Below are 24,996 nucleotides of genomic sequence, written 5' to 3'. Positions count from 1 at the left end.
CGGCTTCGGCAGAGACGGCTATGGCAAGCGTTAGAGACGAGACGTTTAACGAAATTTCCAGGATGCTGGATTCTTATAGGAAGAGCGCCGCTCCCATCACGACGGAGACGGATATCACGCGCGACCTTAATCTCGATTCTCTCGCGGTCATGGACCTGATGATGGAGCTGGAGGAGAAGTTCGATATTTCGATCCCGTTGAACCTAGTTCCAGAAATCCAAACGGTGGGCGACCTCACCGCGACGATTCAGAAGATTAGAGAGGACGCCTGATATCATGAGCCTGTTTGATCGATTTAAGCCACTCATCCGCTCCCACGCCTCGGTAAAGTCCTGCGGCGCGGACCCTTTCGGCATTCGGATGGATCGGGTGCTGTCGCCGACCGAGGCCATGATCGGCGGACGGCGGACCATTCTCGCCGGCACCAACAACTATCTCGGCCTGACCTTCGATGCGGACAGCATCGACGCGGCGCATGCCGCGCTCGCGGCCTTTGGAACGGGCACGACCGGCTCGCGCATCGCCAATGGTTCATACGCGGGCCACACCGATCTGGAGCGCGGGCTCGCCGAATTCTACGGTTATGACCACGCGATGGTCTTCACCACTGGTTATCAGGCGAATCTCGGCATCATTTCGACCCTTGCCGGACCGCAGGACTATCTGATCATCGACGCCGATTGCCATGCGAGCATCTACGACGCCTGCCGGCTCGGCAGCGCCACGGTGATCCGGTTCAAGCACAATGATGCAAGGGATCTGGACAAGCGCCTGCAGCGCCTGGCCGGCACCGACGGCAACAAGATCATCATCGTCGAAGGCATCTACAGCATGCTGGGCGACCAGGCGCCTCTGGCGGAGATCGCCGCAGTGAAGCGTAAGCATGGCGCCTATCTCGTGGTCGACGAGGCCCATTCCATGGGCGTGCTGGGCGCGACGGGCCGCGGTCTCGTCGAAGAGGCCGACGTTCAATCGGACGTCGACTTCGTCGTCGGAACCTTCAGCAAGAGCCTCGGCGCCATCGGCGGCTTCTGCGTGTCGAGCCATCCCGATTTCGACGTGCTCCGGGTCGCTTGCCGCCCCTATATGTTCACCGCCTCGCTGCCGCCGTCGATCGTCGCCTCGGTGCTCGCGGCGCTCAAGGTGATGCGGGCGCGGCCAGAGCTTCGGACCAAGCTCTGGACCAATGTCGACACTTTGTATGACGGTCTGGCGCGAAACGGGTTCGAACTGGGCGTGCAGAAGGGTCCGGTCGTGGCGGTCCACTTGCCGAGCCCCGAACAGGCGATCGAGATGTGGCATGCCCTGCTCGAGGCCGGTATCTATGTGAACTTGGCGCTCCCGCCGGCGACGCCGAACAATTCGGCCTTGCTCCGGTGCAGCGTGTGCGCGGCCCACAGCCGCGAGCAGCTGGAGACGATCACCGAAACGCTCACGGAGATCGCGTTCAATACAGGCCTCCTCGAGACGCCGGCGAAGGTCGCCTTCGGCTAAGCTTCTCGACGGATAGGCCCATGATCAGGGCTGCCGTTTCCGATCGGAACGGCAGCCCTTTCCATTTGTTTCTTCCCGCTGACATGCGTCAGCGAAAGGCTCCCTTCCGGTAGAGCCGCCAAGCCAGCATCGGCGACGAGAGGAGCGGATGACGCCGCTGCCATGGCGTCGCCGTCGCCCGCACCCCGGAGTGCCGTTCGATCTTCCAGAGGATGTAGTCCATACCGCCGTCGAAGGTGAAGATCCCCTTGATGAGCCGAAGCAGGTTCAGCAGCTTGCCGACGGTGCGCCGGACGCGCCACAAACGGCGCAGCCGCCGTCGACCTGCCGCGGAGAGGTCCGGGTCGAGCTGCAGGCCGCCATCGGGGCGCGCCGTCCAGCCATAGCCTCCCGCCGTCAGCGCCCAGGGCGTCAGACGGTCATAGCGTTCGGCATCGCGCTCGTAGATCAGCCGCGCCCGGTCCGGCCCTTCCGGTCGCAGCTCCGCCTTGTAGGTTTCCTGGAAACCGCGCATCCACAGATCGGCCGCGCTGAAGTCGCGCCCGAGGAGCGGAACCGCGCGCCCCACCATCGTGATCACGGCCGCCGCAAGAGCCTCGACAGCCGCCGCTCGGGCGCCCGGATCCCGCGCATAGGCCAATCGCGCCGGCTGGGCAAAGCGCGCCCACAGCGAGGATTGAAAGCTTCGGCGAGACGTCCCCTGCCGGAATTGCCGTAGCGACATGATCGCGTATTTTGCGCGCAGCACGCGATTTCCAACTGGCACTTCGACGTAGAACACGTTTGGGGGCAGAAGCGCATTCGCGAGCGCCGGCAGCCACTGGCCATAGGCGTCGCGATAACGATCCACCAGAAGATAGAAATCCAGGATCGCCTCTTGAGGCGCATCGGCGCTTCGGCTCTGCCGCAGGCAGGAGCCGTAGAACAGCACAGCCGCCACGCTGGAGCCGTGGCGGCGGCGGATCGCCTCGACGACCGTCAGGATCGAGGGGTCGATCGGGCGCTGCGTCTCCTCCGCGATCCAGTCCTCGACAAGTTGCGTGGCCGCGCGCATCGTCCCTCAGCGCAGAAACGTGATCCGATGGATCGATTCAAGAACCACCACCGCTCCCGGATCGACCGTGTAGAACTCTCCATCGAGCACGACCGGGCAGTCCGTCCGGAACTCTACCCGGCGGCCTATGCCGCTTCGATAACCGAGCCCCGGCATCCAGCGACGCGGCCGGCCACGCAGGACCGGCAGCAGCGCTCGTCCCAACCGCTTTGGCGGAAACGTGACAGCAGTATAGCGAACCGCGCCCTCCCCGCCTCCCCAGAACGGCATGATCCCGAGGAGCAGGCGATCGAGCGTGGTGGCGAGCAGGAGGAAATGCTTGCCTTCGACCTCCTGATTCCCGTCGATCCGGAGGGCCGCCACATCGCCCTTGAGCAGCGGGTCGGCATGGCTCCGCCCGAACAGCAGGCGCAGACAAAACAGCCCCACCGTCAGCCCGGCCGCCGCCGACTGTTCGATTCCCAAGGGATGGATCTTCTCGCGCGCGAGCAGCGTCCCCCGATAGAACGCCCCGGTGCCGAAGAGCAAGCCGTGAACAGGCGGAGTATCTTCGCCGATCGTCATGGAGAGGATCGAACGAGTCAGCCGTGTCCCGCCCGATCCACGCCCGCCGACGCGTTCGATCAGCCTCTCCAGAGCGCGCTCCCGGTGTCCCGTCAGCCCGACATCGCGCGCGATCAGGTTCGTCATGCCGCTCGGCAGGATCGAGATGAGCGGCAAGCGATCGAAGGCACCGCCATTGAGCAGCTCGGTGATGACCGCCTGAACGGTGCCATCGCCGCCGCTTATCACCACGAGCTCGATTCCACGGCGGGCGAAATCGCCGAGAATCGGCCCAATGTCCGTGATCTTGTCGAGTTCGGCATGCAGCACCTCGGGATGCCGGGACAGCACCGCGCGAAGCCCCTCCATGCCCCGGCGATTCCTTCCGCTCCCCGGGTTGCTGATCACACCGATCCGGGTCATGCGGTTTTGCGCCGATCGGCCTCCGAGAGCCAGGACTGCAGCGTCACGCCGGACCGGCGCAGCCACGCCGCCTGACAGATCCGGACGCCGTGGAACAGGAGGGAGAGAACGGTCCAAACGGCAACCGCGAGAAATCCGAGGTCGGGGCGTCCGCACAGCGTGCCGACCGTGAGCAATGCCAGGTTGGGATTGCGTCGCGCGGTGAACAGCCGAAAGGCGGAATCGATCGGGCGCCATGCGTGGATCTCGATCCGGAATAACCAGATGAACAGCCCCTCCATCAGGCGACCCACGACATAGCCGACCACGATGATCCATAGCGCCGGAGCAAGATACGCCGCGAGTTCCCCATCGATCGTCGAACCCAAGGGCCCCACCAACCCGTACCACCACGCCACATACCAGAACGGCGGGTGGATGAGGTCGATGCCGTGGTCGAATACGTTGCCCATCGGTGTCGAAGTCAGCGTCACGCGGGCCAACTTCCCATCGACCGTATCCAGAAACGTCATCAGCCACGCGCTCACGAGGCCGGCCAGAAACTCCCCCTGGGCAAACAGCCCCATGGCCGCGAAGACCAGGAAAAGACTGATTGCGGTAATGAAATTGGGCGAATAGCCCAGCTTCGCCGCCAATCGGGTCACGACGAGCGCCGGTGCCGGCCAAAGCCATTTCGTGACGAAGTCCGTGACGCCCTTATAGGCGCCATGGAACATCCGATGTTCGATCGCCGCGCGCGGTTCGTCGGTCAGCGACAGGACATAGGGCGAGCTCCGCTTTCGCAGCGCATGATTATAGGCCGACCCGACCTCGTCCGGACCAAGGACAGCCAGACCGGCGACATTTTGGCCGCCGAGCGGTCCGTCGCGGAGGGCGGCCGCGACCTGTTCGGCACGAGCCGCGTCGACATGCGCGGCGACCGCCACACGCGCCGATCCGCCGGTCTCGGTCCGCCGATCGATCGCAAGGATTACCCCCGGCCGGGCCACCAAATCGCGGATCAATCGCTCCTCGAACAGATAGTCCGCGCGGACCAGAACGACCTCACCGGATTGAGGCAACGGATCGCCATCCGACCGGCAATCCGCCACGCCGGCGCGCACGAAACTCCGCTTCAGCCGTTCGGTTGCCGTTAACCCCCAGAGGGATACGGTACAATCCCCGAGGATCGTCGCCGCCAGCTTCGGTTCGGCCGGGTTCGCGCCCGCTTCGATGTTTGACTTACTATTCTGAGATCTCAACCCACAGGCTCGCTAAAGTCGTTTTGTTCATCGCCCGCACAACACCGATTCGGCCGCTTGGCGGACCGGAAGCAAGGTCTCGGGAAAGAAAACTTGACCTGTCGGGTGGCAAGCGACATGAACGGGGCATATATAGCGGATCGATCCTTAACGCAAAATGTTCACCCTCGCCCATCTTTCCGATCCGCACCTAGGGTCGATGCCGGTTCCGGGCTTTCGCGCCCTGGCCGGCAAACGGGCCCTCGGATATCTCTCCTGGCGGTCGCATCGCAAGGCGATCCATGACGGTCCGGTCCTGCCGACCCTGGCTGCCGATCTGCGGTCGGCGGCCCCCGATCATATTGCGATCACCGGGGATATCACCAACATCGCCCTGCCGGAGGAGTTCACCAGGGCTCGGGAGTGGCTGAACGGCCTGGGAGAACCATCCGTCGTCACCGTCGTGCCTGGAAACCATGACGCCTATGTCGGCGTGCCGTGGGAGTCGGCGCTCGGGAAATGGACGCCGTTCATGTCTGGCGTGGCCGCCAATCTCCCGGCCGAAGACGCCCCGGTGGAGACCCCCGTGTCCTCGACCGAAGATTTCCCCTTCGTGCGGCTACGCGGGCCGATCGCCATCGTCGGTGTTTCCTCGGCTTGCCCGACACCTGTCTTCAGCGCGGCCGGCCGCTGCGGCGCCGCCCAGCTTGCCGCTCTTGCCGATCGGCTGACCGAACTCGGGCAGCGGAAGCTGTTCCGCGTGGTTCTCATTCATCACCCGCCGCTCGGCGGGCGGGCGAAGCGTCGCAAGCAACTGTTGGACAGTGCCGATTTCTGCGCCGTCATCGCGCGCGCCGGCGCCGAACTCATCCTTCACGGCCATACCCATCGGTCCGCCCTCGCCAAGATCCCGCGGCCCAAAGGCTCCGCTCCAGTGATCGGCGTGCCGTCTGCCTCGGCAAGACCGGACATCGGCAAGGGGCGCTCACGCTACCATCTATACCGAATCGAGCAAATTGGCGCCGCGTGGCGACTGGGCGTCGAGGTTCGCGGCGTCACGGATGACCTCGATCGTTTCATCACCGAAGGGCAATTCACGCTGACGATACCCGGCTGACGCAGGTGGCGCCCTATCGGCGCCGATCCTGTGTTAGGGTCCGCCCGAAACCGTTGCCGGGCCTCGCAATTCCGGAGCAAAAAGCCATGAAGCAGCAGCCAACCGTCAACGACACAATGAAAACCTTCGGCTATCCGGCGACCGTGATCGCCGATTATGGCTGCTGGACGGCCCTGCTGCGCCCGCAACAGCCGACACTCGGCGCACTGGTCCTTGTCTGCAAGGAACCGGCGGCCCACTTTTCCGCGATCAGCGGCGACGCCTTCCAGGAGCTGAAACAGGTGACCGCAGACATCGAGGGCGTTCTGGGAAGCGCCTTCGGCTTCGACAAGATCAATTATCTCATGCTGATGATGGTCGATCCCGACGTTCATTTCCATGTCCTGCCGCGATATGCCGAAGAGAAGGAATTCGCCGGCGTGCGATTCCCTGATCCCGGATGGCCGCGCGTGCCTGATCTGGGGCAAGCAGTGACTCTCGATGACGGGTTGCGCGATCGGCTCGTCGCTTTCCTGCGGGATCGCTGGCCGGGCGAGCGCGCATGAGGATCGCCCGCCTCCTCCGGGCGACCGCCTAAGGTCATGAAGACGATCGACCTTTATATTCTGCGCAAGACGCTGTGGCCGTTGGGGGCAACGGTCGCGATCGCGCTGGCCGCCCTGCTTATGGAACGGCTCGTGCGGTTGCTCGATCTTCTCGTGAATCAGGGGGGACCTCTGTTTCTGATCCTGAAGATGGTGGCCAACCTGATCCCGCATTATCTCGGAATCGCGCTACCCGCAGCATTCTTCGTCGGCGTTCTGCTGGCCACCATGCGCATGAGCGCCAGTAGCGAGCTGGAGGCGATTCATTCCATCGGCATCGGCCTGCAGCGGTTATTACTGCCGATCATGGGGCTTGCGGTCGTGCTCGTGGTCTGCAGCTCGATCATCATCGGCTTTCTCCAGCCCTACACCCGCTATGCCTATCGCGCGCTGGTCTACTCCATAACCAACAGCGTCTGGGATGCGGCGCTGGAGCGTGGCGCCTTCTTCACCGGCCTCGGCGGCACAACCATCATGATCGACGATATCTCCGACGCCGGCCGCAACCTGAAGGGCATCTTCGTGCATGAGGAAAAGCCCGGCGGCGGATCGGTGACGACGACGGCCGGCGAGGGTCGGCTATTCCGCTCTCCGGGCGAGGCGAAGCTGATCTTGAGCCTTGAGAACGGCGTGCTCGTCGATGCGGGCGAAGTCGAGGAGAAGGCCGTCGCGCTCAGTTTCGACCAGTTCAACCTGCCACTCGACCTGGCGTTCGGTTCCGAGGCGTTTCGCGCCCGGGGCGAAGGGGAACGGGAGTTGACGCTGTTCGAGTTGTGGGACGTCCGGGATCATCCGCCCCCAGGCACCACGGAGAATAAGGTCAGGTCTGAATTGCATGCCCGGCTGGTCCGCATCACCTCGCTGCTTTTCCTACCTTTTCTGGCGATTCCGTTGGGGCTCGGATCGCGCCGGTCGCGGCGTGGGGTCAGCCTCGCCGTCGGGCTCCTTGTTGTCATCATCTATCATCACCTTCTGCAGTTCGGAGAAAGTCTGGCGGATCTCGGGCGCGTATCGCCCTGGGGCGGACTATGGCTACCCTTCGGGGTATTCGCTGCGTTGAGCGGATGGGCGTTCTATGCCGCGACCATCCGGCCCGACCATAATCCGTTCCGGCTCGTCGCCGATGTCTTGGAAGACATCACCCAGGGCCTTCGAAACATGCTGCTGCGTCTGCGCAGGACAGCGTGATGCCGACACTGACCCGCTACGTCACACGCATCTTCCTCAGCCACCTCGTCGTGATGCTGGTGGCGTTCGTCGCATTGCTGCAGCTTCTGGACCTGTTGAACAACGCCGAGGACATCATTCGCCGTCATGGTGACAGTCCCTTCGTCCTCGCCCGTTACGCGGTGCTGCGGCTACCGGAACTGATCACGTTCCTGTTGCCCTTCTCCATCCTCATGGCATCGCTGCTCTCGCTGGCTAAACTCTCGCAGAGTAACGAAATTCTGGCACTGAAAGCCTCTGGCCTTTCGTTTTACCGGACGCTGTTCGCCTTCCTGCCCGCTGTGACCGTCATCGCCGGCATCCATTTCCTTTTGAGTGATCAGGTCGCGCCTCAGACTTCGCGGACCCTCTCACAGTGGGATGCGGAGGCCGAAGCGCGGGGGGACATCCCGGAGGACAGTCAGGCGTCGGGTTTCTGGACCAAGGACGGCCAAACGCTCGTTCGCGTTTCCGGCGTCGCCGATCAGGGGCGGAAACTGTGGGGCGTCACCCTTTTCCAACGCGACGCTGGCGGAAATCTTGTCGATCGCGTGACCGCGGTCACGGCGACCTACGATGATGGGGAGTGGCAGCTGGCCGATGTCGAGCGCCTTGCCGTGATGGCAGGCACAGGCGGCGAGTTCAAACGTTTCCCGACGCTGCGTTGGGAAAGCAGCTTAACGCCCAATCATTTCGCCGATCTGTCCGCACCACCGAGCACGCTCTCGCTTCGGGAACTGATCGCCTTCGTCACCAACCCGGATGTCGGCAACCGCCCTCTCTATTTCTACGAGACGTGGCTGCACAAACGCGTCGCCCTGCCGGTCGCCTCGATGCTGATGGTGCTGCTTGCGGCTCCGGTTGCCCAGGGGCTGCAACGCCACCGGGGCGTCGGCATGGGCCTTGCCGTCGGGGTCGGGCTGGGCTTTCTGTATTTCGTCACCGACGGTCTCGTCCTCGCTCTCGGTGAGGCCGGGGCCATTCCACCGGCCTTGGCCGCTTGGGCTCCCAGCGTGCTGTTCGCCAGCATCGGGACACTGGCCCTGATCCGGATCGAGGGATACCGATGAGGGTTTGGTCATGAGGGTATGGATCGACGCCGTGCCGCTACAGGAGACGATCCGGGTCTTCGGCATGACGCTGTTGGAGCGTCATCTGCGCGCCCTGAAACGTCTGTCGCCGCGTTTGACGGAGATTTGCATCGATTTGGGCCCGTCGAGCCGGGCTGCCCCCCTGTTGCCCAGGGACATGAGCGCCGATCTGCCGTTGACCTGGGCGCGGGGCGCGGGCAGCGCCGCCGAGCGGCTTCTGACCTTCGCAAATTCCACCCACGACACGGCCGTCCTGGCGATGAGCGCGGACACGCTGGTCGATCCGCGCCTTTATGAGTTCATGGCCGACCAGCCGGGCTCTTGCGCCGCAAGATCCGATCCCGAAGCCGGAATGGATAGCAAGGGCACCAACCAAGTCGTCCTGCTGCGCCTTGCGCCTGGGGCCGGAGACGGGCTCCGCAAGGATGCCGGCTCACTTGCGGCGTTGGTGGACGACGGCCTGCGCACGGGCCGGCTCGAAGAGGTTCGGCCGGAGGCCTTCCCCGGCTTCATCCGCGTCCTGCGGCGGACGCTCCCCTTCTACCTGTTCTACGTGGCCGACGAGGCGTCCCGCGCGCGCGTCGAACGCTTCCTGTTCGACGCGAACTACAAGGGCTCCACGGATTTCTTCACGAAATACGTCTATCCGCCGCTGGTCTGGCAGTTGCTCCGCCCGCTCGCCCGCGCCCGCATCCACCCGAACTGGGTCACCGTCGTCAGCATCATTCTGACATTCGCGGCGGTTCCGCTCTTCGCCGCCGGCTGGTTCCTGCCGGGACTCGTCTTTGCCTATGTCATGAGCGTCCTCGACTCGGTGGATGGAAAGCTCGCGCGCCTCACCTTTTCGGATTCGGCGCTTGGCAATATCCTCGATCACGGGCTCGATATCGTGCACCCGCCGCTCTGGTATCTTGCCTGGGCCTGGGGACTCAGCGGCGGCGACGCAGGATCCGCTGTGTTCGCCGCGGCGATCTGGATGACGGTCTTCTATATCCTGGACCGGCTCGTCCTGATGATTTACCGGGCGCGGTTCAAGCGCGGTCTCCATGCCCATGGCGCCCTCGATGCCCGGGTCCGCACCTTCATCTCGCGACGCAACATCAACCTGCCGATCTTCACCGTCGGCGTTCTCACCGGCTATGCTCTCGAGGCGTTCTACTTCATCGTCTTCTGGCAGATCGTGACGGTCGTCTGGCATGCCGGCCGGACGGCCTGGATCGTGGCGATCGAGCGGCCGCGGGCGGCACCGGCGGGCGGCTCCTCCGGCGGCTGAACCGACCGGTCGACAATGTTGCCCGTCGCGGTGGCGGTGGAGCTAACCGGCCGCTATCTCGGGACAGCTTCCAGCAGTCTTGCGCCAAGCCCCGCACGCCACTAGATTGCTGGCGTTAACGGGGGCCTGCCGGGCGATTGGTTCAATCATGTTGCCGCGGCGTCTGACCGGCGGCGTTCGAGAGGCTGTCTTGTTACATAACATCGGTGGTTCCTGGAAGGGCCGGACGCACGATCTCGGGAAGATGACATTCGCCGAGTTATTCAGGGTGTATCTCACCTATCCGGCGGTCCTAGCCTATCTGACACTCTCCGTTCTCGGCACCGGCGTCGCCATTTGGTCGGCGGGGGCGGTTCTGCCGCCGCTCGTCGCGGCGATCCTCGCCGGGCTGATCTACCCGCTGACCTGGTATCTGCTGCACCGCTTCGTGCTCCACGGCAGTTATCTCTACAAGTCGCGCTTGACCGCCTCCACCTGGAAGCGGATTCATTTCGACCACCATCGGGATCCGCACGATCTGAGGGTTCTGTTCGGCGCGCTCCATACGACGCTACCGACCATCGCCTTCATCACAATCCCTGTAGGCTGGCTGGTCGGCGGACTGGCGGGCGCCGCCGCCGCATTCACCAGCGGTATCGTCGCAACGCTGTTCTATGAGTTCTGCCACTGTGTCCAGCATCTGAACCACATGCCGAAATCGCGCTTCCTGCAGCGGATCAAACGGCTGCATCTTGCCCATCACTTCCACAACGAGACGGGGAATTTCGGGATCACGAACTTCGGCTGGGATCGCCTGTTCGGTACCTTGTACGAGAAATCGAAGGACGTGCCGCGGAGCCCGACGGTCTTCAATCTCGGCTATACCGCGGCGGAGGCCGAGCGCTACCCATGGGTGGCTGCGTTCTCGACCGAGATGCGGAACGATGAAACTCCGCAACGCGTCCGCATGGCGGGGCTTCGCAACGACGGCTCGACGGCCGCCGACGGCGAACGGCTTGATCGAACCGGCTGATGGTTGCTCTCGACGCGCCATCAGGGCGCTCCAACCCGGCGGTGGAGCCGGTACGGGTCCGACCCGTGTCCGACAATCGTGCGCTGGACGAATTCATCCGACTGCCGAACCGGCTCTATGGCGGTGAAGCGGGTTATGTCCGCCCCCTCCTCATGGAGCGCCGCACGACCCTTCGGTTCGACAAGAATCCTTACTTTCACCACGCCAAGGGGCAGTACTGGCTAGCCTACCGCGGCGTGCAGGTGGTCGGGCGGATCAGCGCGCAGGTCGACGATGTCTATCTGGCGCAATATCAGAACGACACCGGCCATTTCGGACTGCTCGACGCGGAGGACGACCCGGACGTCTTTCGTGCATTGACGATGACGGCGGAGGATTGGCTGAGGGCACGGGGCATGAGACGAATCCTCGGCCCCTTCAGCCTCTCCACCAACGAGGAGTGCGGCCTCCTTGTCGACGGATTCGACGTGCGTCCGATGATGATGATGAGCTTCGATCCGCCTTACGCCGGGGAGCGGCTCGCGGCACAGGGTTACACCAAGGCGAAAGACCTGATCGCCTATGATTATGACATTCTCCACGCGCCGCCGATCGGCAGCCAACGTTTCCTTGACCGCACCAAGGCGAACAGTCGCGTGACGGTCCGGATGGTGGACATGTCCCGCTATAGGGCTGATCTTGCCGTGATTTTGGACATCTTCAACGATGCCTGGTCGGAGAATTGGGGCTTCGTGCCGCTGACGGAAGCGGAAGTCGCCCACACCGCTGACAGTATCAAGCCGTTGATCCGCCAGGATTTCGTCTGGATCGCCGAGGTTGATTGCTCGCCCGCCGCCATGATTGTCGGCCTGCCTAATCTCTATGAGGCGATCGCCGATCTCGACGGGCGGCTGCTACCGTTCGGATGGGCGAAGCTGCTATGGCGCCTCAAGATGTCGCGGCTGCAAACCTGCCGGGTCGTCTTGATGGGAGTGCGCAAGCAATATCACCGCTCGCCTCTCGGCTCTGCGCTCACCCTGCTCGTCCTCGAGACGTTGCGCAAGAGCTTCAGGAAGGCGGGCATGCGGCATGCGGAGCTGTCCTGGATCCTCGAGGACAACATGCCGATGCGGCGGATCATCGAGAGTATCGGAGGACAGCAATACAAGACCTATCGGATCTACGAGAAGGCCCTGACTTGAGCAGCGACGCGCAACCGTTCACTGCCCTCGTCCTCGCGGGCAGCCGCGGCCCCGAGGATCCCGTCGCCCGCTTTGCCGGGCAGCCGCATAAGGCCTTCGTCGCGGTGGACGGCGTTCCGATGCTTCTGCGGGTGCTCCGAACGCTGCTTGCCAGCCGGTGGATCGAACGAATCACGCTCAGCCTCGAAGACCCGACCCTCGCCGCAACGGTTCCCGAGATCGCCGCCCTTGTCGCGGAGGGCCGAGTCACCGTCCTGCGCAGCGACAGCACGCCGAGCCGAAGCGTCCTCAGCGTGCTTGCAGCGATGGAACAGCCGGGACCGCTTCTCGTCACCACGGCCGACCACCCGCTACTGACGACGGCCATGGTCGATCATTTCTGCACCGCCGCGCCTCGGGAGGCCGATGTCGCTCTCGCTCTGGCTCGCGGAACGCTGATCCGCCGCGCCTACCCCGATGCGATTCGAACATTCTACCGTTTCTCCGGCGAGGGCTATAGCGGCTGCAACCTGTTCGCGCTGCGAACGCCGATCGCGGCCAAGGCGGTCGCCTTCTGGTCCGGGATGGAACGGCATCGCAAGAAGCCATGGCGGCTGATCTCGACCATCGGACCGGTCACCCTTGCCCGGTTCCTGCTCGGCCGCTTGAGCCTCGATGCCGCGCTGCGGCGGTTGTCCGATATAGCCGGGGCAAAGATACGGGCCGTCGACATGCCTTTTGCGGAGGCCGCAATCGACGTCGACAAGCCCGCCGATCTCGCGCTTGCGGAGACGATTCTGCGGGGCCGCTCGTAGGAGCCGTCCCTGGCGGTTCGATGCGGATCGAGCTCTATCGGCCGGAGGCCACGGCCGGGCGGGTGCTATTATCCGCGATCCAACGGGCAACCATCTCCTGCGCCCGGCCCAGATCGGCCGGATAATCGACCTCGCCCCACTCCAGTCCCTCGATCGAGACGGTGTTGACGTGACCGCCCTGCGCCAGCAGTCCGATCACCTTCAAATACCACCATTTCAGACCCTCGGGCGTTCGCATCGCCTGATCGAGCGCCTCGGCGAAGAGCCGGGGACCGTCGCCGCGAAACAGGAGCATCCCGATCGATTCGCCATCCACCGCGTCGAGCGGCAGAGTCTTGCCGATCTCGACGAGACGGGTGCCATCGAGCACCACCTTCATATCGTCGGAATCATAGCGCGCCTTGTGATCGATGGTAACCGTCACCGGTGCCGGCGGGCTGTTCAGAAGGCGTTGAAGAATCGCCGCCTCGAACACCGTGTCGCCGTTTAGAATCACGAAGTCCCGATTCATCTCGTGGCGCGCCAGCCAGCAGCTGCCGAGGTTGTCGGCAACATTGAAGAACGGGTTGAAAATCGTCCGAATCGACAGCCCGGGCCGGCAAAGCCCGGCGAGCATCTCCTCGACGGCGGCTGCGCGAAAGCCGACGACGACGACGATTTCATTTACGCCGCAGCGGGTCAGCTCCTGAATCTGCCACTCGATCAGACTCTGGGTTTCCAGCGGCAACAGGCATTTCGGGCGGCTTTCCGTCAGTGGCAGCAGACGCGAGCCCTGACCGGCGCTGAGAATCAAAGCTTTCATTCTTCTTCAAGGCTCCGATAGTTCCGCATTTCGGGCCAAAGCTCGGAGAATCCGGGAGGACTCCGGCCTTGTCGCTCCTCCGATCAAGGGTGACTGGGTGGGCTTAAACCGCGAGAAGATGTGGAAGTACCTTGTGTTAGTCAACCATCAATGATTGCGTGAGGCAGCCCCTCCCGGGCCTCTGTCAGCCGAGAGCCGGACCAAGATGCCGGCGTGAAGGTTACTGCCAGATTAAGCGGCGGCCGGATCCTTCTTGCCTCGACAGAAATTGCGGGCGGAAGCCAATCTCCGGCGCCGTCGGATATGTTGGGAGAGGATGACGGCGGCGCAAGTCGCGCCTGCCTGAGTCCGCCTCATCCGGTGGGCCGGCTGATCCTTGAGGTCTCTCGGCGACCTGAGCCGCGCGGGATGTCCCTCGGGGGTTTTCATCCGCTGAGCGCGGACTATCTAAAAGCCGCGCGATGTGCCTCCCGGGAGCTTGCGGGGCTTGCGCTAGGGGCTCGGTCGATCATCGAAGCCCCTGAAAACAGCATTCTCCAAGGAAAGAGGTTTTGCAGGTCGGGCGCGGGTTTGCTATAAACGCGCCCGCCGGCCCAGATGCCGGCGCTCTGATCCCCGGTAGCTCAGTCGGTAGAGCAGGTGGCTGTTAACCACCGTGTCGCTGGTTCGAGTCCGGCCCGGGGAGCCAGTTGGAACAAGGGGTTAGGGTTTGGGGACCCGCCCCTTGTTCCCATCCAAGTCACCAATAAGTCACCATGGGAGCCGGGAAGCCGCCCTTGACGCTCCACGCCAGACCGGACCGACGCTGACCGCTCACACAGCCCTACAACGCCAGGAGCGACGCCCTCCCCTGAGTTGACCGGCTTGGTTTATCGCGCCCGCAAGTGGCGGGCTCGCTTCTACTAGGTGTCGATATCACATTCCGAGAGGACGGCAGCAAGACGCGGGCCAGCCAAGCCCCATGAGATGGCACCTACACAGTTGACCGCCACGGGCTGCGGTCCTGGCTAGTCTACAAGCTGGCCCGGTTAAGAAGTTCGTTCTATCTCGCGCACTGGAAGTGGCTATGGAGCACGGCTATCGGAGCCGCAATAGCGCTACTCACGCTTTAGGGCCTTCGAGCCGCTTTCCTTGCTACCGCCGACCGCCCGCTCACGCCACGCCGGCTACCATCGCCGGTCGTGCAGGCGTAAGAACGGCTTGGACCTGTCCGCCAGGACCGGCAACTGCTCGCCCAGCCAATTCGCCTCCCGATGCGCCCTCTCCACCAGGCCCTTGCGCCTGTCACCGCCTTCGCTTCGGAACTGTTCCGACGCGCTCTGCATGTCCAGGACCCGCTTCGCCAGTGTCTATCTCGGCAGGAAATATCGCCGTTGACTGTCCTGCTCACTCGTCCGCGCAAGGCCGGTGGCGACGAGCGTCTCCAGAACCTCGGCAATGCGGTCGCGGCGCCTCGCGGTATTCCTGCCATCGAACACGCTGGCGATAGCCTCGGGCGGTGTCGGCGCTGGAGCCTTGGCGAGAAGGTCGCGCACTAGCCTGATCTGCTCCAGCCCGTCCGCAGGCCATTTCGGGCGCTCGGCTATGTCGGGCAGTTCGATGTCGAGCACACCAACATGCTCAGCCTCGGACTTCGGCAATTTCACACCTAGTTTCGGTATCTGGTAGTCGGGGCGGAGCCAGCGTACGAGGCCACGCTTCTCCTCCGCCGCCCGCTCCTGATTGAGCGCGACCAGCCGGGTCAGCAACTCCTCCTCGGCTTGTTCCTGCGCTTCAGTCTTGTGCGGCGACGGGAGGGTGGCGCCGGGCTTGCCTACGAGTTCCGGGATCAGGTCCGCCCACCCATACGCTGTGAGCACGGCCCGGTCGATGTCGTCGTGAATTTCCTTTAGGATCGAGATCAGGCCCGCCTGATGCACGCTGCGTTCGGCATCGGTCAGTGGCGGCACGTCGCAACCGTTCTCCAACTCGCGCAGCCGCTCCAGCGCGTTATAGAGGCCAGTCATCGTCAGGAACGAGTGCTCCGCTAGCCGCTCCTTGCGGAATCCGTCGAGCCGCTCGCCGAGTTCGCGTAGCCGCTCCTGCTGGGCACTGAGGGGACTATGGGAGGGCAACCGACACTCGGCAGCCTTAGGAAGCGGAAACGGTCCAAACGTCTGCGTATGTTGATAGACAGGATCATCTCCCGCGCCCTGCCTACCGCCCTTCGCAATGGCGAAAATGACGTGCAGGCGAGCGGAAAGAATTGCCAGAACTTCTGCTCTGTCGGACGAAATGACCCGTACCTTTTGGTCTGCGAGTACGCCGGAAGATACAAACGAGAACGTTCTGTGTTTCGCAGTTTCAGTTGTTGCTATGAACTGCGGGATACCTCGTACCGCGTCGCGTAGGTCCAGAGCTGGTTCTGCAAATAACCACCACTTCTCCCGGCGTACCTTGCGGTTATTGGTCAGCCGTTCCGGCCTCACGTGTTCGTAAAGGTACGAGTACGCGCGCGGAAATGAACTTCGCGCCTCCTCCATCGAAAGTCCGAGGAAATCGATGGCAAAGACACCGCGGGGTCGCCGCGTTAGATCAGCACCATTCAAGTAGGGACGAATGCGGTGGGGCTGTTCTTTGTTTCCTTCCCTCCGAAACTCTGCCGCGAGTTTGGGGCTAATCCAGAAGCCCTTACCGTAGGGCATCATACCCTTGTGGGCCATATACGAATTGGCGATCAGTAACTTAGCCACCGAGAGATCGGCCCCAACAGTTAAGTTGGCACGCAGCGACCCCTCTCGGATCTCCAAACCAACCTGCGGCGTATCTGTATTCAGTCCAACCTCTGACACGACCTCCGCCAGCACGCCGTCGTGCTCACCCTTCTCCGCCACAGTCATCGCGATGCGCACAGCGGCCTTGTCGGATGCCTTCATCCATGGGTGGTTCGGGAGCGCGAAGACGAGCGACAGAGGCTCCTTGGCGGTCATGTGGCGCTCGGTGACACGCCTGGAGAAGGTCTGGGTAATGGAATTGGTGGTGATGAAGCCAAAGCGCCTCAGCGGATTCGCCTGCCCCTTTGTCGACTTGCGCAGCAGCCGGGTCGCCGCCTCATCCCAAAAGTGCACCACAAAGTCCGCGCCGCCCGGAATATGCGGTCGAGCCGCCCAGCAGGCTTCCGCATACCCGTCACCTAACTCGGCGCGCATGTCCTTGCCGCCGATAAAGGGAGGATTGCCAACGATGAACTCGACCTCCGGCCAGGGTGCACGCTTGGGGTTCACGTAGGTGTAAAGCTCGACTGTAGCGTCCGGGTCCGGGATTTCCTCGCCCGTGATCGGGTGCAGCTTCTTTGTCACGCCATCCCAGCGTGACATAGGCTTGCCGTCCGCGTCCCGCAAAGGCTCCTCCCGGTCGTAGGCAATGACCGCGTCCTGCTGCCTGATCGTGCCGTAGGCGTGAAGAATCGGCTCGGTAATGGACGTGAGGCCCGCCGTCTTGAGCTGCCATTTCAGGAAGCCGATCCACAGCACGAGATCGGCGATGGCCACGGCGCGCGGGTTCAGCTCCAGCCCGTAGAACTGGCGCGGGCTGACCGTCTCGCCCTCCATGGCGAAGCGCGCCTGATCCTCGCCGAGATCGTCCAGCGCCTCCAGCACCTCGCCTTCGAGCCGCTTTATCAGTTCGAGGCTGACATAGAGGAAGTTGCCGGTGCCACAGGCGGGATCCAGCACGCGCGTGGTGCAGAGTTTGTGGTGGTACGCCTTTACCGCCGCCAAGGCCCTGGCATGGTCGCCCCTGTCGCGTAGCTCCTTCACCTGTCCCTGAACCAGCTCCCAATCGGCCCGCAGCGGCTCGATGATGGTCGGAACTACCAAGCGCTCGACATAGGCGCGCGGCGTGTAGTGGGCGCCGAACTTCGACCGCTCACGCGGGTCGAGCGCCCGCTCCAACAGCGTGCCAAAGATGGCAGGCTCAACATCGGACCAGTCCTTGCCCGCCGCGATCCAAAGCTCGTTGATGTCGTCCCGGTCGAGCGGAAGGGCAGCGCGCTTCTTGAACAGCGAACCGTTGAATTTCTTCAGGTTGGCGTTGAGGTGCGGCGCGTAGCCGCCACCGTCCATCACGGCCCATAGGCTCTCCAGCGCCGCCACGAAATGCTCGGGTGTATCCTTCATCTGACCCAGCAGCTTGTGAAACCCCTTCTCCGGGATGAGATTCACGTCCTCCGCGAACATTGTGAACAGGCAGCGCATCAGGAACTCTGCCACGTCTTTCGCGTCGTGCTTGCTTTCCAGCCGCTTTGCGATCTTAGCCAAACGCTCCGCGATGTCGCGCGTCACCTCCGCCGCAATGCGCGTGGGGTCGAGCGACAGCGGGTCGGTCCAGATCGCGCGAAGCCGCGCCTGAACCTTCTCGTCGCGCAGATCGTCCATGCCGATCCGGTAGGACTGCCGGTCGGGGAAATGCGCGTAATTCTTCCCCTGTCCCGAGAAATCGGCGTAGACCTCAATGACATGCCCAACATCCACCACCAGCAGGAAGGGCGGATAGCCGTGCTCGACCGGCAGTGCACGGGCGTAGTCCTCCGCCTGCTTGCGAGCGGCGAGCATGACCTGGTCCCAGCCACGTGTGCCACGCTTCGCCTGACCGGGCTTTCGCTGCGCGGCATCTTCCGGGATGAGGTCGAAATGGGCCGGATCGACCTTGGCAACTTGCCGCTTGCCGGACTGCTTGGCTTCGAGGATGAAGCAACCGCGACGATAGCAGTCGATCCGTCCGGCAGTGCGCGAACCGTCCGGGTGCTTGAAGTCCACCCGCCGTTCGAACACGTAGTCGTTCCGGTCGTTCTGCTCCTGAGCCATGGCAGGACGGTCGAGGCCGAGCGCCTCGCACAGACCGAGCACGAACAGCTGGTAGTTGGCCAGCTCCGATCCGCCCGAAGCTTTGGCCTCGGCTATCAGGGCTTCCAATTTATCTGTGTCAGTCAGGCCATCCCCCATGGCGCAAAACTAGCTGGCATCCGCGGGAACGTAAAACGATTTCCTTGACCGACAAGGTTCCACTTTTAGCAGCATAGGCGCGGGGGCTTACTGCGGGCTTATAGAAATTTACTTGTAAAAACTGATTTTATAAAATGGGCTTTTTGCACTATTTCGATGCCGCTCCTGGGCACTCTTAGGCCGAGCGGGCGTGAACTTCGCGAGTGTAGCCGAAAATTTTGACCAAGCCATCGAGCCCAGCCTTCGCTGTTTGTCGTACAGTTCCGGCGGGGCTCGGAAAGCGGCGCAATGCCTCGCTTCCGACGAGGCGAAATCGGGGGATTTCCGTACAGGCCGAGCGTAGGCCCGGCAATCATCGCAGCATGCCGATGCCGAAGGGCAGCGGAACCATCGGTATCACCGAATTGCGCGGGATGAAATCGGGCCTCACATTTCCCATCCATTGGAAGACAGTGAAGACGGGATGGAGGTTTATCTACGCCACGCTGCCGAGCATGGTGCTCCCCTCTAGTATGCCCTGTGGAATTGCACTGAACGTGGCGACGCTCTATCCTTCCGATCGGCTCCGCTCCCACGTCGGCCCGTATACCGGAGGGCCGGTCGTGCGTAGGCTGAGTGAGGGTTAACCCCTCCTCCGTCCATCGGAGCTCCGGCGGCTCCGCACCCTCCGTCGCCTGTACACCAGAGGGCGGCGGTGCGTAGGGCTTCGTAGGGTTAACCCCTTGTTGTCCACCGGGACCGCTGGCGGCTCCGCTCCCACCGCGGCACTGACACAAGGGACCGGGGTGCGTAGGAGAGGCAGGGTTTACCCCTCCTCTTGCACCGGAGCCGCTTGGCTCCGCTCCCACGCCGTCACTGAAACGAGGGGACGGCGTGCGTAGGTCGGAGTTGGGTTACCCCCGCTCCGACCGCCGGAGCCACCGCCTGCCCGCGGCGGAGAAATTCCGACCCGCTTGCCCCCGAACTTGGCGATCGCCCAATCAGCGCGACCGAGCAATCGTTTCAGCCGGCGATGCAGTGCAGCTCCGAGGGCCATAAGAGCGTGATGGACCTAATCGCGAAAGGGTTGTCTGCTCGGTAGAGCCCCGTAAATTAGGCTGAGTTCTTCTGATGAAGTAGCTCAATGTTCTAAGTCAAGGGGGGATGTGTCTATGACTATCAGGGGTGGCGCATTGGGAATCCTGTGTTCGGCATTTTTATTTACCTTCTTTACCACAGGCGCATTCGCTAGCGGCATGGATGAAATCAGGAAGGGGATAGCCCGGTGCGCCGAAATGGCGAGTGATGTTCAGCGGCTGGAATGTTACGACGGCATGGCTCACCAACTCGACTTTACACCCGAGGTAACGTCGCGGATCACCGCCTCGAAATGGCGCGTCAAAATAGACGAGTCAAAATTCGATGATAGCAAGAGTGTGTATATGTACGTCGAATCAGACGAGCCCGTGCGGATCAGCCGCTACGATACGGTCCGACCCACGTTCTGGGTTCGCTGCAAAGAGAACACCACCGCCACCATCGTAAGCTATGATCACTTCCTCGGGTCCGGCGATATGCTGGTCGAGTATCGAATAGATCGCGAGCCAGCCCGCAACGACCGCTGGAATATCTCCACAAACCACAATTCCATTGGTCTGTGGCGTGGTCAGCAGTCCATACCCTTTATCAGACGCTTGTTCGGAAAGGATACTCTACTGGTTCGGCTCACACCCTACGGCGAAAATCCTGCGACAGTCTCGTTCACGATCTCGGGATTGCGTGATGAGATTGGTCCGCTTGCCCAAGCCTGCAACTGGTCGCCGTGAAGGCCCGACGGGACGAATACGACATATGTCAGAAACGAACCATTTGATCTTACAGCATTTTCTGATTTCTCGTGCAGCACTTACTCGTAGCGGGAAAACACAGTGAACTAGGCCTGTGCTGTTAGAGCAGCACCTCATAAATTAAGCCGGAGTTGCTCTTTCCGAAGGGAGGGAGTTGCTGTCGCAGTAAGAATCAGTTCAAGCCGATGTGGCCAGCTTAAACAAATTTTTTCAGGCCGAGTCTTCATGTCAAGGTACGTTTCGCGCCGATTAATTGCCTGCAGAACGCAGACCGAGGAGATCATCCGGGATTTAGACGCACCGCTTCAGGGCCGAGTTGTCGTTCTCCTCGCCGAGCCTGGCGGAGGCAAAACAGCCTTCTCCAAAGCCCTAGAACAGGCGTGTAACGCGCAACGTTTCACGGCTTCCGGATTTGCGTCATGGGGGCCGCGGAACGCTGAGCTAGCAAAAGACCGGTTGGTGATCGTGGACGGCCTCGATGAGATCGCCGGAAAGCGCTGGGGCGATGGCGTCGATGTAGTGCTTCGGCGACTTCGCAAACTCGGTTGCCCGCGAACCCTCATTACGTGTCGCGCAGCCGAATGGGAAGGCGCGCGCAACAAGGCGCTGCTCCAGGAGATCTACGGAGAAGATCCCGTTGAGACGCGTTTCGCTCCTTTCTCGTCCGAAGAGTTGGTCGCGCTCATCGATTCGTTCGAATCAGATGTCGATGCGCGGAAGTTTGTCGTCGAGACCGAACGCCGCGACCTTGGAGATATGCTTAGCAACCCGGAAAGCCTTCGGCTCCTGGTCTCGTCGGTGAAAGGAGGGGCTTGGCCGAATACGCGAGTTGAACTGTTCGAGCGCGCGACTCAGAACGCCACTCGGGAGACGAACGAGCGGCGAAAAACGTCAGGCGGTATCGACAAGCAGCGTCTGATCGACTCTGCGGGAGGGATCTTCGCTTCCATTCTTTTGAGCGGCTTGGACGGAGTGGACTCCGTGCGGGACGACGCGCCGAGATTTCCGAGCCTCCTCTCCTTCGATGGCGACGATTTGGAATCGCACCAAGCCGCGATCAATACGCGCCTCTTCAAAAGCGAGGGAGGAACGCGCCTCGCACCGTCACATAGAATGGTCGCCGAGTACCTGGGTGCACGGTGGCTGGCTAGGCGATTGTATGATCAAGAGTTGTCGGTTCGGCGGATTACCATGACCGTGGCACCCGATGGCTCCGTTCGCACGGATCTCAGAGGCTTGCATGCATGGCTCGGGGCACTTGGCCCCACCGACTTCCGCCGGCAGGCGATCGATCGCGATCCCTACGGTGTCCTCCGCTACGGAGATCCTTCAGGCTTCTCGATTACCGAAAAGCGTCGGCTCCTGAGGCGGCTGCGAGGACTTGCAGAAGATGACCCGTATTTCCGGGCGGCCGAAGGATGGACACGGCCTATGATTGCGGGCTTCCTCGATCCAGCGATACGCGATGAGGTCATGGCTGTTCTGACCGATCGCAACCGCAACTATCACCTCAGCACGTTGCTTTTGGCCGCGATGCGAGGATCAAAGTTTGCAGAGACGTTGGTCTCCGATCTGCTTGAGATAGGAGAGGACGAGAACCGCCCATATGGCGAGCGGTCGGATGCCTTGGAGGTTCTCGACCATCTGCCTGGAATCGGCTGGTCTGGTCTCTTGGAACGCCTGCGACGACGCCGAACCGAAGATGCCGCCCGCCTCTCTCTGAAAATTGTCGTAGATCGGGGGAGCAAGGCTCTCACGCCCTGTCTCATTGCCGATGTGATCGCCGACGCAATGCTTATCAACAGCGGCGACAGGCATGCCCATCTTTCGAGACTCGATTACGGCTTTGTCGAGAGATTGCCGGTATTATCACTCGAGCCCGTTTTGGACAGACTATCTGAACGCATGGTGTTCATGTGCACCGGGCGACGGCGATATGACTGCGGATGCATTCAGGCACTCTCCCCGGCTGTTATCCGGCTGGTGGAGCGTCGCTTCCGTGAAGGTGGGGAGTCGCCAACCGCAGATCAGGTATGGCAGTGGATTCGCAAAACGCACATCGTCCAAGGTCGCGGCTCCAAAAGCGAAGCGGCATCAGCAGCCCTGAAAAGGAACGACAATCTTCGGCGCGCGATTCAAGCGCACGGCCTTCGAGATCCGGATTTCGAGGAGAACTCGTGGATGGCGCTTTGGCGCATCACCGAGAAGTTGGACGGACTTCAGCTCTCCACGGCCGACATAGTGCATCACATGAACGTGGCCGCGGATTCGGGACCTTCAACAGAAAGCGTCGCCCTTTGGGCGGATCTTGCGCGGTGGGGAGCCCAGAATGACGAGGTACAGGCCGTTGCGAAACGGCACGGTGAGGCGCTTCCAGAACTTGCAGAAAAATGGGCGGAGATTACGCGCCCACACAAGCCATCCTACGCAGAGTTGCGATTTAAGGCGAGCGAGCGGAAATCGAAACGAGAAGCCGAGGCAAAGAAACGCGCGCGATGTCAAGCGTTCAACGCGGTCCGCACCGATATTGAATCTGGCTCACATGTCGGATGGCTAATCGAGATCGCTCAGGCCTATCTGGGTCATTCCATCGAGATTTCGGGAGAAACCCCCGAAGATCGTCTCTCGGATCTCTTAGGGCACAACGGTGTCAGTAGTGCGACCTCCGGTCTGCGGACTGCGCTTCGCCGGGACGATTTGCCGACCCTCGAGCAAGTCGCACAGGCCAAGAGCGAAGGAAAACACTGGTCTTTTGAGCGAGTAATGTGCGCGGGAATCCTGGCGCAGGTTAGAGCTGGTGAACGCGTTGAAGAGATGCCCTTGTCCGTTCTCGAGGCCGCTCGCGCCTCGACTTTCTTCGACGACGCATTTGAAAAGGAAGGGGAGACGCGCGAGGCCCTTGAAACAGTGATTTTCGCCAACAAAGAGCGAGTCGAACGATTTGCGCGCCGTCTCTTCGAGCCCCAACTTGCTGCTGGGCGTAGACATATCGGTGCCCTGCATTTGTTAACAGGGGATGATCGTTTCGCGTCCTGCGCGGGCCGATTAGCGCTCGAATGGCTTGAGACAGTCCCAGATGCTGATGCGAATGTCCGGCGCGAGCTCATGACCGCTGCGATCCTATTCGGCGGTCGTACCGCGGTGACTGATCTTGTCCGTCGCCAATGCGCTCTTCTTGACGAGGCCGAACACCGCGGGGCGCTCGAAATGACGGACCCGGAGGCTCGCGCTCTTTGGATACCCGCTGTCTTCCTTCTGGACTTTGAGACGCATCGATCGATTGTTCAGGCATTTGCAGAGGAAGCACGCAGCCGGCTGTGCCTATTTCGGGGAATCACGTACCCCGACATTATCCACCGCCGCCGAGAGGACCCTCTATCTTGGCCCCGGCTAGGCCTCGGCCAGAATCGCTTCCTGCTTGAGACGTTTGCCGCGAAGTGGCCGGCGGCTGATCCTCCCCGCAGCGGATGGGTTGGTGACATGAACCCGTGGCATGCGCACGAGTTCTTACGACAACGCGTGCAGGAGATCGGGGCGTCTGACGAATCATCGGTCGGCGAAGTGCTCGACGCGCTAATCGGGGATCCCACCCTGCATCATCATCACGACGAACTGCGCCACCTGCGGGCAGGTTGGCTTCGGCGACAGCGCGATGCCGCCGCGGAGGTCCCAGATTTTGAAGCGGTTCGAGCGGTCATGGCGGGAGGCGCTCCCAAGTCCGTTGCCGACCTCCAAGCAATGACGATGGACGCGCTGCAATGGCTGCAAGAGGAGGTCCGAGACGGAGACACGAACGGATGGGTTCCGTTCTGGAATGGAGAAGTGCCGCACGGCGAAAACGACTGCCGCGACCGCATTCTCGACCGTATCCGGCCCAAGTTCGAACCGGTCGAGGTCCAACTTCGGCCCGAATGCCGAATGCCAGATGACAAGCGAGCGGACATTGTCGCTTCGCTTGTGCGCAACGGCGAAATACACGATCTGCCAGTAGAGGTGAAGGGTCAATGGCACAAGGAGGTCTGGAGCGCTGCCGCCGCCCAACTCGATGAACGCTACACCCGATACGTCAACGCGCGCGGTCGCGGAATTTATCTCGTTCTGTGGTTTGGACCCATCCCGGGAAAGAGCCTCCGTCGGCATGCCGACGGCCGACCGATGCCGCAGACGCCACGGGAGCTCGAGCAGATGCTTTGTGCGGATCTTTCGGAGGGGTTGCGAAACCGGATCGACGTGTTCGTGCTTGATGTGTCTAAACCGAAGCCAAGTTGAGCCGCACCCCACTGCGGCCGAAGGCTGGGGAGTCGGTTTCGTTATGTCCCTCTACAGCAGCGAGGAAGGGATGAAGCCGGTTGGCAGATCGATCCAAGTGATGCCTCATGGGATTCCTCCATGAA

At 62.2% G+C, this 24,996-nt stretch carries 17 protein-coding genes and 1 tRNA gene; 13 read left to right on the top strand and 5 right to left on the bottom strand.

All coding sequences use genetic code 11. The annotated features are described in order from the left end of the window. The first annotated feature begins 20 nt into the window (after nt 1-20). On the top strand, nt 21-272 hold the full coding sequence (locus tag DT069_RS01895) for an acyl carrier protein (RefSeq protein WP_119458554.1): 252 nt from the start codon (nt 21-23) through the stop codon (nt 270-272). Nucleotides 273-276: 4 nt separating this feature from the next. Then, on the top strand, nt 277-1,494 hold the full coding sequence (gene spt, locus DT069_RS01890; protein ID WP_119458553.1) for a serine palmitoyltransferase: 1,218 nt from the start codon (nt 277-279) through the stop codon (nt 1,492-1,494). Nucleotides 1,495-1,582: 88 nt separating this feature from the next. Here the strand turns inward: spt and DT069_RS01885 are convergent, their stop codons facing one another. Genes DT069_RS01885 through DT069_RS01875 form a run of 3 tightly spaced genes read right to left on the bottom strand, consistent with a single transcriptional unit; the run spans nt 1,583 to nt 4,755 of the window. Next, the gene (locus DT069_RS01885; RefSeq protein WP_119458552.1) at nt 1,583-2,548 is read right to left on the bottom strand and encodes a hypothetical protein; all 966 of its coding nucleotides are present in this window, start codon (nt 2,546-2,548) and stop codon (nt 1,583-1,585) included. Between the two features lie 6 nt (nt 2,549-2,554). Beyond that, entirely contained in the window at nt 2,555-3,514 is a 960-nt protein-coding gene (locus tag DT069_RS01880; RefSeq protein ID WP_119458551.1) for a diacylglycerol/lipid kinase family protein, read from the bottom strand. Next, nucleotides 3,511-4,755 carry a CDP-alcohol phosphatidyltransferase family protein gene (locus DT069_RS01875; RefSeq protein WP_425449935.1) on the bottom strand — a complete coding sequence of 415 codons (1,245 nt, stop codon included), beginning with the start codon at nt 4,753-4,755 and terminating at the stop codon, nt 3,511-3,513. The genes DT069_RS01880 and DT069_RS01875 overlap by 4 nt, the downstream gene beginning before the upstream one ends. Nucleotides 4,756-4,912: 157 nt before the next feature. Between DT069_RS01875 and DT069_RS01870 the strand changes: the two genes are divergently transcribed. From DT069_RS01870 to DT069_RS01835, 8 genes are all read left to right on the top strand, one after another. Continuing rightward, nucleotides 4,913-5,851, top strand: coding sequence for a metallophosphoesterase family protein (locus tag DT069_RS01870; RefSeq protein ID WP_119458550.1), 939 nt, complete (start codon nt 4,913-4,915; stop codon nt 5,849-5,851). 86 nt (nt 5,852-5,937) lie between these two features. Continuing rightward, the gene (locus tag DT069_RS01865; protein WP_119458549.1) at nt 5,938-6,396 is read left to right on the top strand and encodes an HIT family protein; all 459 of its coding nucleotides are present in this window, start codon (nt 5,938-5,940) and stop codon (nt 6,394-6,396) included. Between the two features lie 36 nt (nt 6,397-6,432). After that, on the top strand, nt 6,433-7,623 hold the full coding sequence (locus DT069_RS01860) for an LptF/LptG family permease (RefSeq protein ID WP_119458548.1): 1,191 nt from the start codon (nt 6,433-6,435) through the stop codon (nt 7,621-7,623). Next, nucleotides 7,623-8,711 carry an LPS export ABC transporter permease LptG gene (gene lptG, locus DT069_RS01855; RefSeq protein WP_119458547.1) on the top strand — a complete coding sequence of 363 codons (1,089 nt, stop codon included), beginning with the start codon at nt 7,623-7,625 and terminating at the stop codon, nt 8,709-8,711. The genes DT069_RS01860 and lptG overlap by 1 nt, the downstream gene beginning before the upstream one ends. A 10-nt stretch (nt 8,712-8,721) precedes the next feature. Further along, on the top strand, nt 8,722-10,005 hold the full coding sequence (locus DT069_RS01850) for a CDP-alcohol phosphatidyltransferase family protein (RefSeq protein ID WP_119458546.1): 1,284 nt from the start codon (nt 8,722-8,724) through the stop codon (nt 10,003-10,005). A 244-nt stretch (nt 10,006-10,249) separates the two neighbouring features. After that, nucleotides 10,250-11,017, top strand: a complete 768-nt coding sequence (locus tag DT069_RS01845) for a sterol desaturase family protein (RefSeq protein ID WP_119458876.1) — start codon at nt 10,250-10,252, stop codon at nt 11,015-11,017. Continuing rightward, entirely contained in the window at nt 11,017-12,198 is a 1,182-nt protein-coding gene (locus DT069_RS01840) for a GNAT family N-acetyltransferase (protein WP_425449934.1), read from the top strand. Before DT069_RS01845 ends, DT069_RS01840 begins: the two co-directional genes overlap by 1 nt. Further along, nucleotides 12,195-12,992 (top strand): nucleotidyltransferase family protein, encoded by a 798-nt coding sequence (locus tag DT069_RS01835; protein ID WP_119458545.1) that lies wholly within the window; start codon nt 12,195-12,197, stop codon nt 12,990-12,992. The genes DT069_RS01840 and DT069_RS01835 overlap by 4 nt, the downstream gene beginning before the upstream one ends. Nucleotides 12,993-13,026: 34 nt before the next feature. Here the strand turns inward: DT069_RS01835 and DT069_RS01830 are convergent, their stop codons facing one another. Then, complete coding sequence (locus DT069_RS01830; protein ID WP_119458544.1) at nt 13,027-13,794, bottom strand: phosphocholine cytidylyltransferase family protein; 768 nt, start codon at nt 13,792-13,794, stop codon at nt 13,027-13,029. A 612-nt stretch (nt 13,795-14,406) separates the two neighbouring features. Here DT069_RS01830 and DT069_RS01825 point away from each other — a divergent pair. After that, nucleotides 14,407-14,482 (top strand) — tRNA-Asn (locus DT069_RS01825). A gap of 661 nt (nt 14,483-15,143) precedes the next feature. On the opposite strand, the gene DT069_RS01820 is transcribed toward DT069_RS01825, so the two are convergent. After that, nucleotides 15,144-18,746 (bottom strand): class I SAM-dependent DNA methyltransferase, encoded by a 3,603-nt coding sequence (locus DT069_RS01820; protein ID WP_425449933.1) that lies wholly within the window; start codon nt 18,744-18,746, stop codon nt 15,144-15,146. Nucleotides 18,747-19,927: 1,181 nt separating this feature from the next. Here DT069_RS01820 and DT069_RS01815 point away from each other — a divergent pair. Both DT069_RS01815 and DT069_RS01810 read left to right on the top strand, forming a co-directional pair. Then, nucleotides 19,928-20,581 (top strand): type VI secretion system-associated protein TagO, encoded by a 654-nt coding sequence (locus DT069_RS01815; RefSeq protein ID WP_119458542.1) that lies wholly within the window; start codon nt 19,928-19,930, stop codon nt 20,579-20,581. 477 nt (nt 20,582-21,058) lie between these two features. Next, the gene (locus DT069_RS01810) at nt 21,059-24,871 is read left to right on the top strand and encodes a hypothetical protein (RefSeq protein ID WP_119458541.1); all 3,813 of its coding nucleotides are present in this window, start codon (nt 21,059-21,061) and stop codon (nt 24,869-24,871) included. Nucleotides 24,872-24,996: the final 125 nt, after the last annotated feature.

Source organism: Virgifigura deserti, from assembly GCA_003576685.1.
GTDB lineage: Bacteria > Pseudomonadota > Alphaproteobacteria > Dongiales > Dongiaceae > Virgifigura > Virgifigura deserti.
This window is presented reverse-complemented; position numbering and strand designations above follow the sequence as displayed.

Excerpts from the sequence above, each read along its gene's own strand:
- DT069_RS01815 (WP_119458542.1), top strand. The coding sequence starts at position 19,928 with ATGACTATCAGGGGTGGCGCATTGGGAATCCTGTGTTCGGCATTTTTA.
- DT069_RS01895 (WP_119458554.1), top strand. The coding sequence starts at position 21 with ATGGCAAGCGTTAGAGACGAGACGTTTAACGAAATTTCCAGGATGCTG.
- DT069_RS01870 (WP_119458550.1), top strand. The coding sequence starts at position 4,913 with ATGTTCACCCTCGCCCATCTTTCCGATCCGCACCTAGGGTCGATGCCG.
- spt (WP_119458553.1), top strand. The coding sequence starts at position 277 with ATGAGCCTGTTTGATCGATTTAAGCCACTCATCCGCTCCCACGCCTCG.
- DT069_RS01845 (WP_119458876.1), top strand. The coding sequence starts at position 10,250 with ATGACATTCGCCGAGTTATTCAGGGTGTATCTCACCTATCCGGCGGTC.
- DT069_RS01830 (WP_119458544.1), bottom strand. The coding sequence starts at position 13,794 with ATGAAAGCTTTGATTCTCAGCGCCGGTCAGGGCTCGCGTCTGCTGCCA.
- lptG (WP_119458547.1), top strand. The coding sequence starts at position 7,623 with ATGCCGACACTGACCCGCTACGTCACACGCATCTTCCTCAGCCACCTC.
- DT069_RS01885 (WP_119458552.1), bottom strand. The coding sequence starts at position 2,548 with ATGCGCGCGGCCACGCAACTTGTCGAGGACTGGATCGCGGAGGAGACG.
- DT069_RS01865 (WP_119458549.1), top strand. The coding sequence starts at position 5,938 with ATGAAGCAGCAGCCAACCGTCAACGACACAATGAAAACCTTCGGCTAT.
- DT069_RS01880 (WP_119458551.1), bottom strand. The coding sequence starts at position 3,514 with ATGACCCGGATCGGTGTGATCAGCAACCCGGGGAGCGGAAGGAATCGC.
- DT069_RS01840 (WP_425449934.1), top strand. The coding sequence starts at position 11,017 with ATGGTTGCTCTCGACGCGCCATCAGGGCGCTCCAACCCGGCGGTGGAG.
- DT069_RS01850 (WP_119458546.1), top strand. The coding sequence starts at position 8,722 with ATGAGGGTATGGATCGACGCCGTGCCGCTACAGGAGACGATCCGGGTC.
- DT069_RS01860 (WP_119458548.1), top strand. The coding sequence starts at position 6,433 with ATGAAGACGATCGACCTTTATATTCTGCGCAAGACGCTGTGGCCGTTG.